Annotated in this window: 15 protein-coding genes; 3 read left to right on the top strand and 12 right to left on the bottom strand. The window is 42.8% G+C overall.

Going from position 1 to position 19,901, the window contains the following annotated elements:
- Positions 1 to 2: 2 nt before the first annotated feature.
- Genes comGG through comGA form a run of 4 tightly spaced genes read right to left on the bottom strand, consistent with a single transcriptional unit; the run spans position 3 to position 2,746 of the window.
- A complete protein-coding gene (gene comGG / locus BN1356_RS01785; RefSeq protein ID WP_093649712.1) occupies positions 3 to 425 on the bottom strand; it encodes a competence type IV pilus minor pilin ComGG in 423 nt (140 codons plus the stop codon).
- Positions 403 to 846: a competence type IV pilus minor pilin ComGF gene (gene comGF / locus BN1356_RS01780; protein ID WP_245620277.1), complete on the bottom strand. Its 444-nt coding sequence runs from the start codon at positions 844 to 846 to the stop codon at positions 403 to 405. Before comGF ends, comGG begins: the two co-directional genes overlap by 23 nt.
- On the bottom strand, positions 847 to 1,884 hold the full coding sequence (comGB, locus tag BN1356_RS01775; protein WP_093649711.1) for a competence type IV pilus assembly protein ComGB: 1,038 nt from the start codon (positions 1,882 to 1,884) through the stop codon (positions 847 to 849).
- A complete protein-coding gene (gene comGA / locus BN1356_RS01770) occupies positions 1,796 to 2,746 on the bottom strand; it encodes a competence type IV pilus ATPase ComGA (protein WP_093649710.1) in 951 nt (316 codons plus the stop codon). Before comGA ends, comGB begins: the two co-directional genes overlap by 89 nt.
- Positions 2,747 to 2,832: 86 nt before the next feature.
- Between comGA and BN1356_RS01765 the strand changes: the two genes are divergently transcribed.
- Positions 2,833 to 3,789 (top strand): S66 family peptidase, encoded by a 957-nt coding sequence (locus tag BN1356_RS01765; protein WP_093649709.1) that lies wholly within the window; start codon positions 2,833 to 2,835, stop codon positions 3,787 to 3,789.
- Positions 3,790 to 3,810: 21 nt separating this feature from the next.
- Here the strand turns inward: BN1356_RS01765 and BN1356_RS01760 are convergent, their stop codons facing one another.
- The 4 genes from BN1356_RS01760 to pbp1b all read right to left on the bottom strand — a co-directional run bounded on the left by BN1356_RS01760 (position 3,811) and on the right by pbp1b (position 14,696).
- A complete protein-coding gene (locus tag BN1356_RS01760; RefSeq protein WP_093649708.1) occupies positions 3,811 to 4,158 on the bottom strand; it encodes a DUF1033 family protein in 348 nt (115 codons plus the stop codon).
- Positions 4,159 to 4,332: 174 nt separating this feature from the next.
- A complete protein-coding gene (gene rpoC, locus BN1356_RS01755; RefSeq protein WP_093649707.1) occupies positions 4,333 to 7,968 on the bottom strand; it encodes a DNA-directed RNA polymerase subunit beta' in 3,636 nt (1,211 codons plus the stop codon).
- 502 nt (positions 7,969 to 8,470) lie between these two features.
- Positions 8,471 to 12,031, bottom strand: a complete 3,561-nt coding sequence (gene rpoB / locus BN1356_RS01750; RefSeq protein ID WP_093649706.1) for a DNA-directed RNA polymerase subunit beta — start codon at positions 12,029 to 12,031, stop codon at positions 8,471 to 8,473.
- 295 nt (positions 12,032 to 12,326) lie between these two features.
- Positions 12,327 to 14,696 (bottom strand): penicillin-binding protein PBP1B, encoded by a 2,370-nt coding sequence (pbp1b, locus tag BN1356_RS01745; protein ID WP_093649705.1) that lies wholly within the window; start codon positions 14,694 to 14,696, stop codon positions 12,327 to 12,329.
- Between the two features lie 102 nt (positions 14,697 to 14,798).
- Between pbp1b and tyrS the strand changes: the two genes are divergently transcribed.
- On the top strand, positions 14,799 to 16,055 hold the full coding sequence (gene tyrS, locus BN1356_RS01740) for a tyrosine--tRNA ligase (protein ID WP_093649704.1): 1,257 nt from the start codon (positions 14,799 to 14,801) through the stop codon (positions 16,053 to 16,055).
- Between the two features lie 382 nt (positions 16,056 to 16,437).
- Here tyrS and BN1356_RS01735 read toward each other — a convergent pair whose 3' ends face one another.
- Positions 16,438 to 16,887, bottom strand: a complete 450-nt coding sequence (locus BN1356_RS01735) for a DUF6287 domain-containing protein (protein ID WP_093649703.1) — start codon at positions 16,885 to 16,887, stop codon at positions 16,438 to 16,440.
- A gap of 106 nt (positions 16,888 to 16,993) precedes the next feature.
- On the opposite strand from BN1356_RS01735, the gene BN1356_RS01730 reads away from it, so the two are divergent.
- Positions 16,994 to 17,326 (top strand): HIT family protein, encoded by a 333-nt coding sequence (locus BN1356_RS01730; RefSeq protein ID WP_093649702.1) that lies wholly within the window; start codon positions 16,994 to 16,996, stop codon positions 17,324 to 17,326.
- Between the two features lie 22 nt (positions 17,327 to 17,348).
- Here the strand turns inward: BN1356_RS01730 and BN1356_RS01725 are convergent, their stop codons facing one another.
- The 3 genes from BN1356_RS01725 to BN1356_RS01715 all read right to left on the bottom strand — a co-directional run bounded on the left by BN1356_RS01725 (position 17,349) and on the right by BN1356_RS01715 (position 19,895).
- Entirely contained in the window at positions 17,349 to 17,561 is a 213-nt protein-coding gene (locus BN1356_RS01725; RefSeq protein WP_093649701.1) for a heavy-metal-associated domain-containing protein, read from the bottom strand.
- Between the two features lie 9 nt (positions 17,562 to 17,570).
- Complete coding sequence (locus tag BN1356_RS01720) at positions 17,571 to 18,002, bottom strand: BlaI/MecI/CopY family transcriptional regulator (protein WP_093650036.1); 432 nt, start codon at positions 18,000 to 18,002, stop codon at positions 17,571 to 17,573.
- Between the two features lie 372 nt (positions 18,003 to 18,374).
- Entirely contained in the window at positions 18,375 to 19,895 is a 1,521-nt protein-coding gene (locus BN1356_RS01715; RefSeq protein WP_093649700.1) for a zinc ABC transporter substrate-binding protein AdcA, read from the bottom strand.
- Positions 19,896 to 19,901 lie beyond the last annotated feature (6 nt).

The following is a 19,901-nucleotide window of genomic DNA, read 5'->3' as shown; positions in this document are numbered from 1 at the left end:
CCCTAGTTTTGACTAGAGATTGGGAATTGATATGCGTAAGTTTGACCCGAATTCAACATGACCTGAATTTGAAGATATTGCCCTGTTCGCTCATAGATCGCCCGTCCATTTGTAAAAGAAATAGCTCCACTGTTCGGAATGCTCGCTTCCTTTTCTAGCTTATCCTCCTTGGAAGACGGCAACTCAGCTTGGTCAGGTAAGTTACTTTCTTCCTTTTTCTCAACTGATTGCGAAACTATCATGACAGCTTCTTCCTTGGTCATCTGTGCCATGAAATATGCCTGACTTTCCTTCTGACTAACTTGGCTGATTTGTCCAGTAGCTAGCTGACTCTGGATGTAGAATTGCAGCAAAAGGGCAAAAATCCCCAACATGAGCAGGGCATACAGCAGTGTTCCCGCCTTAAGGTTTTTCCGAAAAATCATAGAGAAAGGTCCTTTCCAAACCATCGTCAAAGAACAAATCAATCCGAATCAGCTGTCCAGATTGTGAAATCTGACTCGATGTTAAACCATAAATCATGGGTTGATAGCCCTGCCCTTTATCGTTGGTTTTGCGAAAATCATCAGATTTAAGCTGTCCAAAGGCTAGGGCTTGCCCATTTTTATCCACATAAAGGCGATTGTTTTCTACTCTAATAAGACGTGTTTCCTCAAGCTCTATCCGTAACTGTTGCGAAAAAACCAACCAATCCTTCTGCTTAGCCTGACTGTGATAGTGCACTTCTTGACTAAGAAGTTTACTAAGTCCATCAAAAACCAATAAACCTCCTGACAAGATGACCAAGGCAACCAAACACTCCACTAAAGTAAATGCTTTTGCTTTCAAGTTCATAATTTTTTTCATTTAAATCTCCATATTTTGGTAAATTGGCAGCAACATGGCTGCATAAATTAAGACAATCATGAGAGCCACAAAGAGGAATATCAGGGGCTGAATCAGCTGCATGGCACGATTGATTTTGCTGAAAAATTCCTCCCAGCACTCATCCGCATAGAGGGACAATTCTGCTCCTAACTTAGACTTGACTTGACCGTATTCGATAATGAGACTGAGTTCCCTGCGAAAGAAAGGGTAGTTGAGAATCTGTTGGCAAAATTCTTGGCCATTGGCTAAGCCATCAGCCAAGTCTCCCCCAACCTCTTGAAAAAGGGGCGATTCTTGGTCCTGCATGATGGTAACGATTTGCCCTAATTCCAACCCTTGACCAATCAGGTTGCCCCACTCACGCGCATAGTAGGCGGTCAGATAGATGGTGACAAAGTTTCCAATAAAGGGGACTTGGGATAAACTGCGTGCCACCTTGATCTTACTGGTTTTACGTATCCAAGCTAGACCTAGTAGACTAATCAAAACTAGGCCTAACAAGGCTCCCAAGAAAATCTGCGGAAAACGATTGACTAAGACAGTCGCCAAATTCCCATCTTCCAACTGGGGTAAGAGATAGTTTTTCAATCCTAGCATGATAGCCATAAGAAAGAGCATCAAGATGACTGGATAGGTGGCTACTTCAATCAATTTCTTTCGGACCTGGGCCATCTTGGCCAAATAATCCTCGATGTTTTGTAAACTCAGAGCCGTGTTGCCGTGAATTTCGGCAAGGGAAATCTGGGTCACCACCGCATCTGAAAAGTTTAAATCGGATAACAGGGCTGAAAAAGACTTTCCGGCCGTTAGGCCATTTTTCAAAACTTCGATATAACTCTTCGCCAAGAGATGGCTACGTCCCAGAAAGTCCACGATTTCCGACAGGTGAAAACCGCTAGAAAAGAGGTTGTTAAAAAGCTGGATAACCTTACGCTGACCTAAAATCGACAATTTTTTCGGTTTGCGCCTGACCAATGTCGATATGTCCGTCTGCAAGAAGTTGATCAATCTGGTCATTCCACTTGCGGTTGGAGTGGTTTTGGTAGTTCCCCTTGGCATAATCTACAATCCCCCTTCCCTTAATCAGTCTCTGATAAGTAATGCCTTGAAGGGCATTTTTCAGTTCTTCCTCACTGATACCCAGCTCCAGCAAGCGAGCGTAAACACCTGAAATGGACTTGGCATGAACAGTTGAGAAGACAGTTGCTCCTGTTAGACTAGCTCGAATGACTGCACGAGCCGTCTCTGAATCCCGGATTTCTCCGATAATGAGGAGGTCCGGTCGATGCCGCAGGGAGAGTTTAATCAGATTATCATAGGTAGCACCAATCGCTTCATTGAGTTGTAGCTGCAACATATCGTCCTGCTTGATTTCCACCGGATCTTCGATGGTCAATACTTGTTGTTTTGGAAATTTCAGCCTGGCAAGGTGGTACATAAGGGTGGTTTTGCCAGAGCCGACTGGACCCGAAAAAAGGTAGAGCCCTCGTCCCTTGATTTCTTTGGAAACTTCTTCCATGGCGTTAAACCAGTAGCGCAGATCATGGACCCCTTCATAGAGGAAACGAATGACCAAACTTTCCTTATTGCGGTAGTCTCCCACGGTTGACAGTCGAAGGGAAATGTTTCCCTTGCCGTAATCATAATCGCAAGAACCTTGTTGACTGCGGCGTTTCTCCCCCACATTCATGCCCGCCATAAATTTGAAGTGACTGATGAGGGCTGTAAATTCCGCTTCGTCATATTCACCGATAAAAACCCGCTCATCCTCATACCGTTCATATAAGTGATAGGAATCTGCACGAGGCACCAAATAAAGGTCTGTTACCATCTTATCTACACTTTCGGCAATAATTTTCTTTGCTAAATCTTGAATCATAAAGCCTCCTTATCTAGTCTATTCGAAGTTAGTTGCCCAAAAAGAAGAATTTTGTTAGAATAAGAAAAAGTTTTTGGAGGTTGTCCATGAAAAAATTAAAAAAAGGCGACCACATCCGTGTGGTCAGTCCCTCTGCTTCTATCGAACATATCGGTGGTTTTGAAGCAAATCTATCCGCTAAAGAAGCCTTGGAACATCTTGGCTTCACGGTATCCTTTTCTAGTAACTATCTGGAACATGACCTGTTTGATTCCGCTTCTATCGAAAGTCGTGTGGCAGACCTACACGAGGCCTTCTTAGATGATTCAGTAGATGCTATCCTAGCTACTATCGGAGGATACAATTCCAATGAACTCTTGCCTTATCTAGACTATGATTTGATTGCCAAGCACCCAAAGATTATCTGCGGTTACTCAGACTCAACAGCTTTTCTGACAGCCATCTATGCTAAAACCGGCATAGAGACCTATATGGGGCCATCCTACTCTAGCTTTAAAATGAAAGAAGGGCAAGAATACCAGACCCGCATGTGGTTACATGCCCTGACCCAAGATTCTTATGATCTGACTCCGAGTGAAGAATGGTCTAGCGATCCCTGGTATGACCCTAGTCAGCCCCGTCATTTCATGCCAACAGAATGGAAAATCTATAATAAAGGACAAGCTACTGGAACAGTTATCGGAGGCAATCTCTCGACCTTTTCCCTACTACATGGTACAGAGTTCGCCCCACAGGTGGACGAGTATCTCCTCTTTGTTGAAGAAACCGAAGTAGATGACTATATCGAGTTCACAAGACACCTTGCATCTCTCCTCCAAGTTTACAAAAATCCTAAGGGACTCATTATCGGGCGTTTCCCTAAAGAATTCAAGATGACAGAGGAGTTGTTACTTGCTATCTTGGACAAACACCCTATTCTTCAGACCATTCCTGTCCTCTATGATGTCGATTTTGCTCACACCCAACCACTCTTCACCATCACTATCGGAGCTCAAGCAACTTTCAATACTGGTGAGATGAAAATCCATATTGAAACAAATTAAAAAAACGCAGTTAGCGTTTTTTTAGTTTTTAATTCTGCAAGGACGAGTTCTCGATTTCTCCCGTTTTACCTGAAGACCTTTGGGCATATTCTCATTGACTTCCAATAAAAGAAGTGCATGATATTGCTGCAAATACTCATCACATTCCTCACACCATTCTTGCTCCTCTGGATTCCAGAAAGCAGTCATCATTCCCGTTTTACTCTTTTTCTCCGGAAAGATTTCAGATAGAGAAACCCATTCTTTTTGGTAGGCCACCAAAGCATCTCTATAAGATGCATACTCTCTATCCTTTACAATATCTTCTTCCCAACCATCTAGGAACCACCACGGCTCACAGTCGCCATACATCTTTATCACTCGATACATATACATACTTCCTTTGTAAATATCATTATATGTGATTTTCAAAGAATTGGAAAACATTTGGCTTATGAATATATTCACAATATTTCTGAAAAAATGGCAGAAAATATGCAAAAACACGACTTTTTAGAGCCGTGTTTTGCTTTTATTTAATAGTGGAAAAGAAATTATTTCATCTTATTCCGTTACAAGTTCTTCACTTGTTTCTTCAACTGGCACTTCTTCGATAATTTCCACTTCATTGACAGCTTGTGGTTCGAGGTTGCGGTAGCGGGCCATACCAGTACCAGCTGGGATGATCTTACCGATGATAACATTCTCTTTGAGACCGAGAAGATGATCTTTCTTACCACGGATCGCAGCATCTGTAAGGACACGAGTTGTTTCCTGGAAGGATGCAGCTGACAAGAAGGAGTTGGTTTCAAGGGAAGCTTTGGTAATTCCCATAAGAACAGGTCGAGCTGTTGCAGGAACACCACCAGCGATGACGGTTTGCGCATTGGCATCCGTGAAGTCTGAGATATCCATAAGAGTACCCATGAGAAGTTCGGTATCCCCTGGATCCATAACGCGAACTTTACGAAGCATTTGACGAACCATTACCTCGATGTGCTTGTCTCCGATTTCTACCCCTTGGCTACGGTAAACTTTTTGAACTTCAGAAAGAAGATAGGTTTCCACAGACAAGACATCACGGACTTCAAGCAAGCGTTTTGGTTGGATTGAACCTTCTGTAAGAGCTTCACCACGTGCTACTTGGTCACCCACTTCAACCTTCATACGGGCTGTAAATGGTACCACGTATTCGCCTTCGCCGGTTTGACCCTTGACAAATACTTTCTTGGTACGAGTTGCTGCATCTTCTTCAATAGCTGTCACTTCACCCTTGACTTCTGTGATAACCGCTTCCCCTTTAGGGTTACGCGCTTCAAAGATTTCTTGGACACGAGGAAGACCCTGAGTGATATCGCTATTTGAGGCTACACCACCCGTATGGAAAGTACGCATTGTAAGCTGTGTACCAGGTTCACCGATAGACTGGGCAGCGATGGTACCAACTGCTTCACCCACCTCAACGGCATCACCTGTTGCCAAGTTGATACCATAACAATGACGACAAACACCATGACGTGTGTTACATGTGAAGACAGAACGGATCGTCACTTGTTCAACACCAGCTGCAACAATTTGGCGAGCGATATCTTCTGTGATCAATTGATCAGCAGCAATGATCACTTCACCTGTCTCAGGGTGCTTAACAGATTTCTTCGTATAGCGACCTTGCAAACGTTCTTCCAATGGTTCAATCATTTCTTTGCCATCAGCAATAGACGTGATGTCCAAACCACGGTCTGTTCCACAGTCGTCTTCACGGATGATAACGTCCTGCGCAACGTCAACCAAACGACGGGTCAAATAACCTGAGTCGGCTGTCTTAAGGGCCGTATCCGTCATCCCTTTACGGGCACCGTGAGTTGAGAAGAACATCTCGAGTACTGAAAGACCTTCACGGAAGTTAGACAAAATCGGCAATTCCATGATACGTCCGTTAGGAGCTGACATGAGTCCACGCATACCGGCCAACTGTGAGAAGTTTGAAATATTACCACGGGCACCAGAATCCATCATCATAACGATTGGGTTCTTCGGATCTTGTGAAGCCGTCAAACGTTTTTCAAGTTGTTCCTTAGCGGAACGCCATTCATCTGTAACAGCTGTATAACGCTCATCTTCCGTAATCATACCACGGCGGAATTGTTTTTTGATTTGCTCTACCCGTTCATGGGCAGCATCGATGATTTCTGCCTTATTCTCAATAACTGGGATATCCGCAATACCTACTGTCAAACCAGCAAGTGTTGAATGATAGTAACCCAAGTCTTTGAGACGGTCAAGAAGGGCCGATGTTTCTGTGGTACGGAAACGCTTGAAGATTTCAGCGATGATATTTCCAAGATTTTTCTTCTTGAAAGGTGGATTGATTGGTAGTTCTGCAATCGCAGCCTTGATATCTGCACCTGGTTCCAAGAAGTAAACATCTGGAGTTCCATCTGTCAAGTTAGCATTGTTTGGCTCTTGCAGGTAAGGTAGCCCTTCTGGCAGGATGGCATTGAAGAGGATTTTACCAACCGTTGTCATCATAACCTTGTGCTTTTGATTATCTTTCCAAGGTTTATCTAAGCTGTCAGTCGCAATACCAACACGGGTATGCAAGTGAACGATACCATTGCGATAAGCCATAACCGCTTCATTGGCATCCTTGAAGACCATCCCCTCGCCTTCACGTCCAGCATCTTCCATGGTCAAGTAATAGTTACCAAGGACCATATCCTGAGATGGTGTTACGACTGGTTTTCCATCTTTCGGGTTCAAGATGTGCTCAGCAGCCAACATAAGGATACGAGCTTCAGCTTGTGCTTCTTCTGACAATGGAACGTGGATGGCCATTTGGTCACCATCGAAGTCGGCATTGTAGGCTTCACAAACAAGCGGGTGCAAACGAAGTGCTTTCCCATCAATCAAGACAGGTTCAAAAGCCTGGATACCCAAACGGTGGAGGGTAGGTGCGCGGTTCAAGAGAACTGGATGCTCTTTAATCACTTCTTCAAGGATATCCCAGATGCGATCGTCACCACGTTCAATCAAACGTTTTGCTGCCTTAACGTTACCAGCAATCTCACGGGCAACAATTTCACGCATAACAAAAGGTTTGAAGAGTTCAATCGCCATTTCACGCGGCACGCCACATTGGTACATCTTAAGCGTTGGACCAACCGCGATAACGGAACGACCAGAGAAGTCCACACGCTTACCAAGCAAGTTTTGACGGAAGCGTCCTTGTTTCCCTTTGAGCATGTGGCTGAGAGATTTGAGCGGACGACTACCCGGACCCGTAATTGGACGACCACGACGACCATTATCGATAAGGGCATCAACAGCTTCTTGGAGCATCCGTTTTTCATTTTGTACGATGATCCCCGGAGCATTCAGTTCCAAAAGACGTGCCAAACGGTTGTTCCGGTTGATAACACGGCGGTACAATTCATTCAAGTCTGAAGCCGCAAAACGGCCGCCATCCAACTGTACCATTGGACGAAGATCTGGTGGAATAACCGGCAAGATATTAAGAATCATCCACTCAGGTTTGTTGCCTGATTTTTGGAAGGCATCCAAAACATCCAAACGACGAACTGCTTTGATACGTTTTTGACCACTTGCGGTCTTCAATTCTTCCTTAAGAGCTGCAATTTCAGTTGGAAGATCTACCTGCTTCAGAAGGTCTTGGATAGCTTCTGCCCCCATTTTAGCAAGGAAAGAACCTGATCCGTATTCGCGAAGGCGCTCACGGTACTCACGCTCAGTCATAATGGACTTGTGCTCAAGCGGCGTATCTTTCGGATCAATGACTACGTAAGCCGCGAAGTAGATAACTTCTTCCAAGGCACGTGGGCTCATGTCCAAAGTCAAGCCCATACGAGATGGAATTCCTTTGAAGTACCAGATATGAGAGATCGGAGCTTTGAGCTCAATATGACCCATACGCTCACGACGAACTTTTGCACGAGTAACTTCTACTCCACAACGGTCACAGACAATCCCTTTATAACGGATACGTTTGTATTTACCACAGGCACACTCCCAATCCTTTGTTGGACCAAAGATGACTTCGTCAAAGAGTCCATCACGTTCTGGTTTTAGTGTGCGGTAGTTGATTGTTTCAGGTTTTTTAACCTCACCGTAAGACCATGAACGGACCTTATTTGGCGAAGCTAAAGTGATTTGCATACTTTTAAAACGATTTACGTCAACCACTTATTATCCCTTTCTTATAGTGATTCAGCTAATCTTATGTGATTAGGCCGGAAATTAGACAGACAGATGACTGGGCCGAATTTGACCCAACTTGCCTAACAACTTCTCTGATATCTGATTTATTGGAAAACTGACCAACTCTATCTAGTTTTTAGGAGTTGGGATAGCCTCGCTTTTTTTCAAACTCGGGCTATTGGTCGCATTCCTATTTCTAGGCGACCAGCTGAAACAGTCTATTCCAAGACTGTTTCACTCTCCCAGACTAACCAACTCTATTTAGTTTTTAAGAGTTGGGATAGCCTCGCTTTTTTTTCAAACTCGGGCTATTGGTCGCATTCCTATTTCTAGGCGACCAGCTGAAACAGTCTATTCCAAGACTGTTTCACTCTCCCAGACTAACCAACTCTCTCAAATTTTAAGGAGTTGGGATAAAACAGTCTCCCAGACTAACCAACTCTCTCGAATTTTAAGGAGTTGGGATAAAACAGTCTCCCAGACTGTTTTATTCCTCAGATTCTGCGAATGCTGCGGCTGCATCAGCTGCGGCTTTGGCACGTGCTTTTTCTAGGTCATCTACGTGGATGATGTCATCATCTTCCCCTTCATCAAGATCTCGAAGTTCCACTTCATTGTCATCTTCATCAAGGACACGCATATCCAAACCGAGTGATTGCAATTCTTTTACAAGAACGCGGAAGGATTCTGGAACACCTGGTTTTGGAATTGGTTTTCCTTTGGTAATGGCTTCATAGGCTTTGAGACGTCCGGTTACATCATCTGACTTGTAAGTCAAGATTTCTTGAAGAACGTTTGAGGCACCATAAGCTTCAAGGGCCCAAACCTCCATCTCACCGAAACGCTGTCCACCAAACTGAGCTTTACCTCCGAGCGGCTGTTGTGTAACGAGTGAGTAAGGACCTACTGAACGAGCGTGCAGTTTGTCATCAACCATGTGGTGAAGTTTGATCATGTACATGACACCTACTGACACGCGGTTATCAAATGGCTCACCAGTACGACCATCATAAAGGATAGTCTTAGCATCTGAGTCCATACCAGCTTCTTTAACAGTTTCCCAGAGGTCATCGGCACTTGCTCCATCGAAAACTGGAGTGGCGATATGGATACCCAAGTTACGAGCTGCCATACCCAAGTGAAGCTCCATTACCTGACCAATATTCATACGAGATGGTACCCCAAGTGGGTTCAACATGATATCAACTGGTGTTCCGTCAGGAAGGTATGGCATATCTTCAACTGGAACAATACGGGATACGACACCCTTGTTTCCATGACGACCGGCCATCTTGTCTCCGACCTTGATTTTCCGTTTTTGAGCGATGTAGACACGAACCAACATGTTGACACCTGATTGAAGGTCATCTCCATTTGCACGCGTAAAGATTTTCACATCACGGACAACACCATCGGCACCGTGTGGCACACGAAGAGAAGTATCACGAACTTCACGAGATTTATCTCCAAAGATTGCGTGGAGGAGACGCTCCTCAGCTGACAGGTCTTTTTCACCCTTAGGTGTGACTTTCCCAACTAAGATATCGCCTTCTTTAACCTCGGCACCGATGCGGATAATACCCATTTCATCCAATTGACGAAGGGCGTCTTCACCAACGTTTGGAATTTCACGAGTAATTTCTTCAGGGCCTAACTTAGTATCACGCGTTTCTGATTCATATTCCTCCAAGTGAACAGATGTGTAAACATCATCTTTCACCAGGCGTTCAGACATGATAACAGCATCCTCAAAGTTGTAACCTTCCCATGTCATGTAGGCAACGATTGGGTTTTGTCCGAGGGCCATTTCTCCATTTTCCATAGAAGGTCCATCTGCGATGAAGTCTCCTTTTTCAATGATATCGCCAACTTTTACCAAAGTACGCTGATTGTATGCCGTACCTGAGTTGGAACGGCGGAATTTAGAGACATGGTAAACATCCAAAGACCCATCTTCACGGCGAACTTCAACCTTGTCCGCATCTGAATACGTTACTTTACCATCATGTTGGGCAATAATCGCCGCACCTGAATCGTGGGCAGCTTGGTATTCCATACCAGTACCAACGTAAGGAGCTTTTGGATCAATCAATGGAACAGCCTGACGCTGCATGTTGGCACCCATGAGGGCACGGTTGGAGTCATCATTTTCCAAGAAAGGAATACATGCTGTCGCAACGGCTACTACCTGCTTTGGAGAAACATCCATAAAGTCAGCAGACGCAGCTGGGAATTCTTGGTTATTACCTTGATGACGACCCATAACGATATCATCGACAAAGCGATTGTTTTCGTCCAATGGAGAGGTTGATTGGGCTACAATGTATGCATCTTCTTCATCAGCTGTCAACCAAACAATTTCTTTTGTAACTGTACCAGTTGCACGGTCAATCTTGCGGTATGGTGTCTGAATGAAGCCATATTTGTTGAGATGTCCGAAGGATGATAAGTTATTAATCAAACCGATATTGGGTCCCTCAGGGGTTTCGATTGGACACATACGACCATAGTGAGTATAATGCACGTCACGAACTTCATAACCCGCACGGTCACGAGTCAAACCACCAGGTCCGAGGGCTGACAAACGACGTTTGTGAGAAAGCTCAGAAAGCGGATTGTGTTGGTCCATGAACTGTGACAACTGAGAAGAGCCAAAGAATTCTTTGATAGACGCTGTTACCGGACGGATGTTGATAATTTGTTGTGGTGTCAAGACTTCATTATCTTGAACAGACATCCGTTCACGAAGATTACGTTCCATACGTGTCAAGCCAATACGCACTTGGTTGGCGAGCAATTCACCAACAGCACGGATACGACGATTCCCCAAGTGGTCAATATCATCGACACGGCCAAGGCCTTCCGCCAAGTTGAGGAAGTAAGACATTTCAGCCAAGATATCTGCTGGGGTAACTGTACGAATATTTTCAGCTGGATTAGCATTTCCAATCACTGTGACGATACGATCTGGGTCAGTTGGTGCAACAATTTTGAATTTTTGCAGGAGAACTGGCTCCGTCAAAACTGCCGCATCATTTGGAATGTATTCAACCAGGTTAAGTTCATCAAATTGACTCTCTGCAGCTTCCAATACATCACGTGTAAGAAGAGTACCAGCTTCCCATACGATTTCGCCAGTTTCCCCATTGATGACATGCTCTGCCAAGGTTTGGTTAAGGAGACGAATCCGCAAGTTGAGTTTCTTATTGATTTTATAACGACCAACTGGAGCCAAATCATAACGACGCGGATCGAAGAAACGAGCTGTCAAGAGTGTCCGTGAACTTTCAGCTGTCTTCGGTTCACCTGGACGCAGGCGCTCATAAATTTCTTTGAGGGCTTCGTCAATACGTGAATCGGACGGGTTCTTGTGGATGTCTTTTTCAATAGTGTTGCGAACCAAATCGCTATCACCAAAGATGTCGAAGATTTCATCATCTCCTGAGAAACCTAGAGCACGCACAAGGGTTGTAAATGGAATTTTACGTGTCCGGTCAATCCGAGTATAGGCGATGTCTTTAGCATCTGTTTCCAGCTCTAACCAAGCACCACGGTTAGGAATGACTGTTGAGCCGTACCCAATTTTTCCGTTTTTATCTACTTTGTCATTGAAATAAACACCTGGTGAACGCACCAACTGAGATACGATAATCCGCTCCGCACCGTTGATAATGAAGGTTCCCATTTCAGTCATGATAGGGAATTCACCAAAGAAAACTTCCTGAGTCTTGATTTCACCCGTTTCTTTATTGATAAGACGGAAAGTGACAAAGATGGGTGCTGAGTAGTTTGCATCATGCGCACGCGCTTCTTCCAACGTGTACTTAGGTTCTTTCAATTCATAACCAACAAATTCCAATTCCATGGTTTCTGTAAAGTTAGAAACCGGAAGCACATCTTCAAAAACTTCTTTGAGTCCGTGATCCAAGAATTCTTGGAATGAGTCCGTTTGGATTTCAATCAAATTTGGTAAATCAAGAACTTCTTTGATTCTTGAAAAACTACGACGGGTACGATGTTTCCCGTATTGAACGTCATGTCCTGCCAAGTTATAGCTCCTTTATATAAGATAGGCGGGTCTAGCCCGAGGATATTATTCTAAACTTGCCTTGCAAGTTTTGTCCTTTTTGAATTTTTAGAATCTTTAAGTTTATGTAACAAAAAGGAGTTTCCCTAAAAATAAGCACAAAAAGAGCAGCTAAATCTTCCTTGATCAAGTTTGATTTAACTGCTGCAAGCCTTATTTGGACAATATTTCAAATAAGGCACACGACAAATAATTTTAATAATTATACCATAAACAGTGCTTATCTGCAAGAGATTTGAATGTCACAAGTCAAATTCTAGTTGTTGTTTTTTTCTTCTGTTGTTGAACTAGAATTTGGTTTCGGTTTAGATGGTTCTTTTGGTGGATCCTTAGGTGGGAAGAGAGTATTCCAAGCTCTCGTCCGGTCACTAGGCGTTCCTCCAATCATAAAGTTATAGTTGGTCACTGGAGCTCCATTCTTAGCCCAATAACTGGTTGTCATCCCTCCAGAAACGGTAAAGGAGCGACCGTTATAAGTCGTTGTACCTGGCGTCATACCAGTCGAGGACATAACGCTCGATGCAATCACCCCATCAGACAGAGTGAACTGACCATCAAATAGACTTGGATTCGTATTGTACAAGGTACTAATTAGGTAAGAAACATAGGCTGCATTGTTATTGTATCCTGTATAGAAATCCATACCCGTATTGTCGTCATGACCAGCCCAAGTACCGATTGTAATACGGGGACTAGAGACCATGAGCCAAACATCTGCTGTATCATTACTTGTACCAGTCTTACCCACTAAATCCTTGCTAGCTGCTGCCGGATTGATACCTGCCAAACGACTTGCAAATGTAGAGGTCTCTCCCGAAGCAAGAACTCCTCGCATGAGATGAGTCATAATGCTAGCTGCCTCTACAGAATAAACTTGGATTGGTTTGGCCTCATGTTGGTAAACAACCGTACCATCGTGAGCTGTAATTTTTTCAACAATGTATTTTTCATTATAGATACCATTATTGGCTAAGGTTTGGTAAGCATTTGTATTTCCTGCGACAGTGGTTTCCGCTCCACCACCTAGTGGCAAGCTCTCAATATCATACAAAGGGATTTTATAGTTCATCTTATCCATATAAGACTTAACATTGACACCCTTTTCCTGCAAGAGTTTATAGGTCCAAAAAGCAGGGATATTAGCAGAAGTATTAAGAGCTTTTTGAAGGTCCATCATACCTGTACCACGACTAGCACCGTGCATGATTGGTGTGCCATCGTAGAAAGTAGTTGGATAATTGGAAAGAATGGAGGCAGATCCCATGAGTCCTTGGTCAATGGCCACACCATACACCAAGAAAGGCTTGACAGTCGAACCGGGCGAACGTACAGTATCTAGAGCGTGATTATTTTGATTCTCCCTGTAATTACGACCACCAATGAAACCAAGAATAGCTCCAGTTTGGTTGTCCAACACAACAGAACCCGTTTCAACTAGGCCACCACCATAATCCAGAACGTTTCCATAATCTGCCACGACCGACTGCATTGCCGAGTATAGTCCCTTATCAACAGTACTGGTAATAGTATAGCCACCCTGACTTAATTCTTGTTTGGCCAGATCCTTATAGGCACTAATGGTCTTATCATTTTTCAAGTCATTCGCAGAAACCTGATCACGTTTCACCAAATAGTTGTACATGGCTGCTTCGGCTTCTTCCATAACCGCGTAATAAAGATAGTCTTTTGTATCAGCAGTAACTGGTTGTGGTTGCAAGAAATCTTGCTTAATATCATAGGTTAGGTAAGCATCATATTCTTCTTTCTTGAGGTAACCCGAACGATACATGTTATAAAGAACAGCTTTTTGACGTTCAATACCAAAAGCCATGTTTTCGTCAGATTTAAAGGTCCCATTTGAAGAATAGGGCGAGTAGACAATCGGACTCTGCGGCAAACCAGCAATAAAGGCCGCTTGTGGTACGCTTAATTCAGCCGCCGCTTTGCCAAAAAGACCGCGAGCAGCTTCTTCTGCACCAGCAATATTTTTCCCTTGGAAGTTACGGCCAAAGGGAGAAACATTGAGATAGGCTGTCAGGATTTCTTCCTTATTCATGCTACGTTCTAAGGCCAAGGCAGAAACAATCTCATTAGCCTTACGAGTGAAAGTAGGGGCATCTCCAACAACCTGCTGTTTGATTAACTGTTGAGTCAGAGTCGAACCACCACTAGAAGAACCAATACCGGCCGATCCTAGAGCTGCACGGATAACCGCCTTGGGTACGACCCCGTTGTGCGTTTCAAAAGTTTCATCCTCGGTCGCAATCACTGCGTGTTTGAGATTATCAGAAATAGCATCACCGCCAACGGGAATCCGCAAAAGGTCAGAATTAACTTCTGAAATCAAGCTATTATCTGAATAAACCACCTTAGAAATGCGAGTCAACTCTGAAACTTGACTGACCAGGGCAGCAGATTCTGGAACTTTGACACTATCAAAAAGACTGGCTATGTAGCCAAAACCAACTCCTGCCCCAAAAAGACCACCGAGGAAAACAAGGATCGCAAAAAAGTTTGTTAATAATTTTAAGGTGCGCAAAATGATACCAAACACATCCCCAAGAGTCAGGTCGAAATTGTTAGACCATTTTTTAAATTTCTTTTTTATATCCGTTTTAGTCGTCATAAATAACTCCTTATCTTTCCTATTTTACCATACTTTTAAGTATTTGACGAAATTTTCCTATCTGATATAATAAGAAGATAAGAAAGTAAGAAGGTAGTAATTATGAACATTTTTGAAGAACTAAAAGCCAGAGGTCTGGTTTTTCAGACCACTGACGAAGAGGCCCTATCTAAAGCTCTAACAGAGGGCCAAGTTTCTTATTATACCGGCTACGATCCTACAGCGGACAGCCTCCATCTCGGACACCTAGTCCCCATCATTGTCAACCGCCATCTCCAGTTGGCTGGCCATCAGCCTTATGCCTTGGTTGGAGGAGCAACTGGCCTCATTGGTGATCCTTCCTTTAAAGATGCAGAGCGAAGCCTCCAAACAAAAGAAACCGTTGATAGCTGGGTTGGCAAGATTCAAGGGCAATTATCCCGTTTCCTTGATTTTGAGACAGGTGAGAACAAGGCTACCATGGTCAATAACTATGATTGGTTTAGTGATGTCAGTTTCATTGATTTTCTCCGTGATGTAGGTAAATACTTCACCATCAACTACATGATGAGTAAGGAGTCTGTCAAAAAACGGATTGAAACAGGCATCTCCTATACCGAATTTGCTTACCAAATCATGCAAGGCTACGACTTCTACGAGTTGAATAGAAAACACAATGTTACTCTGCAAGTAGGCGGTTCTGACCAATGGGGCAATATGACAGCTGGCACTGAATTACTTCGTCGGAAGGCTGATAAAACCGGTCATGTGATGACCGTTCCCCTCATTTCAGATTCAACCGGTAAAAAATTCGGTAAATCAGAAGGAAATGCCGTATGGTTGGATGCTGATAAAACTTCTCCCTATGAAATGTACCAATTCTGGCTCAATGTGATGGATGATGATGCCATCCGCTTCCTCAAGATTTTCACTTTCTTGACCCTAGATGAAATTGCTAGCATCGAAAAAGAATTCGATGAAGCTCGTCACCAACGCTTGGCTCAAAAAGTTTTGGCTAAGGAAGTTGTGACCTTAGTCCATGGTCAAGAAGCCTATAACCAAGCCCTCAATATCACCGAGCAACTCTTTGCTGGAAACATCAAGAATCTCTCTGCAAAAGAGCTCAAACAAGGTCTCAGCAATGTTCCTAACTATGCAGTCCAGGCAGATGATGATCTCAACATCGTTGAAATTCTGGTAGCTTCAGGCGTTGTAAACTCAAAACGCCAAGCGCGTGAAGATGTCCAAAACGGCGCCATCTACATCAATGGAGATCGTATCCAAGATTTGAATTACAACCTGTCAGATACAGACAAAATTGGTGATGAATTAACGGTTATCCGTCGTGGCAAGAAAAAATACTTTGTATTGACTTATTAAATAAGCTTATAAAATCAATACTGTAATATAGGTATTTAAAATAAAAAAATTCTATCTTAAGAAAAGTTTTATTATCAAGTTCTATGAACTGCTCTATTTAATTTAAAAGCGAACAAAATCCGTTTTCTGGCTCTCAGAATACGGATTTTGTTCGCTTTTTATGTTTAATATTAAACTATTTATCCCAGACTATTTTTCATTAATTACTACGATAGTAATATGTAGATGCTTCTGCTATTTGAGAGAAGTCCTGTCCTAACCAGATCCGGTCTTGTTCCTTATCTGAAGTATCGAAAGCAACCGTTTCCTGGTCTTCTATATAGTATGTATAGTCAGAAAAAATTGAGCCAGCCGGCAACAGCTCTAAGCTGACACCTCCGAATTACGCAGCTGCTAAATAGCCTCTAGCCGTTCCATTACTACTAGCTTTCAGGCCTTGAATCTGCCCAGCTCCATCAATGAGACCTCTTGAATCAAATCTCAGAGTATTCCCATCACCATTCACCCATAGGCCTTCCATACTTGAAAAATCTCCAGCCATCACTTGATCTAACTGCATACCAGCAAGATTCGAACTAGCTAGCACAGGTGCTTCCTCAGAAATAGGAGGAGTCGTAACTGAAGATGAAATCTGAACTTGATTCACTACCTCTGTTGACTCTACCTCATGTGTCTCATTGGCTACAGTTTGACTTTTAGATTCAGGGCTAGGAGCCTGCCGAGGACTATTTTCGTCAGCTCTCTCCATTGTCCAAACTATCATAGTAAGCGCGATTAGGAGTGTTAGCCCTAGACCGAATACTAATTCAACTGATCGTCTCCGTTTTCTCATTTTATTCTCCTTTTTCCTTCTCATCTCTTTTGTTCGCATTTTATTCTAAACAAAGAGAAATTTGTAAAAATAATTTTTTAGTTTATAATAAAAGAAAGGAGTCCTTATGAAAGAATGTATTTTTTGCCACCATATCAGTGATTCAGCCGTACTCTATCGTACCCAGCATTTTAAACTAGTCTTTGATATCGACCCGATTCAAACCGGCCATCTGCTCCTCATTAGTGAAAATCATTACGAGAGTTTGACGCAACTTCCCCTTCCAGTTTTACATGAATTGATTGAAACCGAGGCTTATTTAGTCGAACTGATGGATGAGGGCACCCATTTTCATGTCCATCTGATTCCCCGTACCAAAAATGATGGCTTCTGGAACATGGTCGATATTGAGCAAATTCAATTGCCGATACAGAGTCTTTTAGAAAAATTAAAAGGATGAGCACGATGAGCCCATCCTTTTCTTATTCTTTAATCGCAAGAACTTCATAAACCGTGTCTTGCAAACTCGTTTGAAACTCCGATAACTCATGTTCTTTTTCCGTGCTAAGAATTACTTCTTTAGTATCCAAATGGACTTCTACAGTTGAGACGCCTTCTAATGTTAGAAAGTGACTGGTGACATGCTTGATACAATTTTGACAAGACATATTCTCAACTACTACAATTTGTTTCATAATAACCTCCTAATGATGGTGACCACAAGTGCACTGACCCGGTAGACAATGACAAACTAAACGATCGGCTGCTGTCGCTATCTGAACTCGAATTTCTTTTTGAATATCCTCTAAATCTGCTTTCGAATAAGAACCCACCTGTAAAAGATGACGCACCAAATCTACATTTTTAGTAGAGCAGGAGTTCTCTAGAATCGTTTGAACTTGCAGATTAAGATGCTCTCCCTCTCCAACCAAGGGCCAGTAATGGTACCTAGTATCAACTTTCTCCATGCTCAGATAATTTTTTTTGCGTAACCGTCCCAAGAGAGTCTTGATGGTTGCAGGTTGCCAGTCAAACCCATCTTCCAAGGCTTGAATAATAAAGAGAGAGGTAGAACCAGGATGGGCCCACAAGACCCGCATAACCTGCCATTCAGCCGCTGAAATTGCCTGTTCCATGTCTTTTTTCACCTTCTTTCTTATCGAATAATCTTTGAAAACCAACATGATATATTGATAAAGCTCTTTGCCCACCATTGACTATATTTGTATCACTTTGTCTCATTTACAGTCATTTGAAGGAACGTTGATAACTTGTCACTATCGGCTGGCCCTACTCCAGTTAAGAGAAACTTGGGTCCTTTTATTTTCAAGTTTCCAAGCTCAAACAAACTATCCCCAGACTATTTGAGCTATCCGCATCTTGCCTTTCCAGTCTTAACGTTCGTTCATTCATTCGACTATATGTTTGATTTTCTTTGAGTATAAGTTTACATTTGTAATCGAAAGTTGTCAAGAAAAAGATGCCGATAAATCAGCACCTTCTATTTCTTAATGAGCCAGCATTTCTTGAGCAATTTCCATTGCATTCATATCACTTGGATAGTAAGTCGGCCATTTTTCCATTTCCTCGAAGAGTTTTTCTTGGCTTTCACCACCGTAGAAGATATGGAAGTGATCTGTTTCTCCCGGAGCGATTTTGTGGTCACTGAACTGAACAAACTTATAGTCACCAGCATCTGTATCTGTCGCTTCAAATAAGAAACGAACACCGCGATTTCCCTTTTTGTAAGTCAAAATTTTATAGCCCACGTACTTGTAGTTATATTTATGAGACTCACCATTGATGATAAATTCCATAGTCTTATCATCAATTTTGATTTGATTGATATCTGTTTTATAGCCGGTATCATAGTATTCTTTATACTCTGCAGCTGTCATCGTACCAGATAGTTTGGCTTTGTAATCCCAGACTTGATCCAAGGTACCATCCAATAAGTAAGGGTAGACAGATTGCCAATCACCAGCATAGTCTGATAAGCTTCTGTCTTTAACAGCACTATCTTCAAAGTACCCTTGGTAAACTGTCTTAGCTGCTTCACCTTCTTCTGGAACGATATCTTTACCAGGTTGGCTAGTTGTTTTCTCCAATGCTTTCAAATTATCCTGCATAACAGAAATGTAATCTGCACCATCTTTCATGGCCTCATCTGTTAAACTCTCCAAGGGATTGAGCACATCTAAGCTGACCCCTGCTTCTTTAGCTAAAGTTTCAGCAATCGATTTAGAAGCATTTTCTTCAAAGTAAATGTACTTGATATCGTTTTCTTTGATGTAGTTGGTCAATTGAGCCAAACGAGCTGGTGTTGGATCTTCATCAGCAGAAAGTCCTGTAATAGAGACTTGTTTCAATCCATAATCCAAAGCCAAGTAAGCAAAGGCTGTATGTTGGGTAACAAAATATTTTTGTTTAGCAGCTGACAAGGTATCTGTGTATTCCTTATCCAAATCCTGTAACTTCTCAATGTAAGCCGCAGCATTTTTCCCGAAGTCTTCTTTTTTCTCAGGATATTTTTCTGACAATCCATCACGAATAGTCTCCACTAACTGGATAGAACGAGAAGGAGATAGCCAAACGTGCGGATCAAAGGCATGATGATGCCCTTCTTCTTCATGGTCATGGTCTTCTTCATGATCATGATCCTCATGGCCACCTGGCAAGAGCAACATCCCTTCAGTTGCCTTATTTACATTCACTTTCTCAGCATCCACTGATTCTAAGAGATGTGGAACCCAAGTTTCCATATTTTCATTCTCGTAGACAAAGGCATCTGCCTCTTGAATTGTGGCAATATTTTTAGCCGATGGTTCAAAGTCGTGAACCTCAGTTCCTGCTGGAATTAAAAGTTCCACATTGGCATCATCGCCAACAACTTGTTTGGTAAATTCATAAACAGGGTAGAAGGTTGTAACAATATCAATCTCTCCATCCTTCTTAGCTCCTCCACCATTAGCACAAGCCGCCAAGGCAAAAACAGAAAGGCCTAAACCTAACTTTAATAACTTCTTCATAAGTTC

This window comes from Streptococcus varani (assembly GCF_001375655.1).
Taxonomy (GTDB): domain Bacteria; phylum Bacillota; class Bacilli; order Lactobacillales; family Streptococcaceae; genus Streptococcus; species Streptococcus varani.
This window is presented reverse-complemented; position numbering and strand designations above follow the sequence as displayed.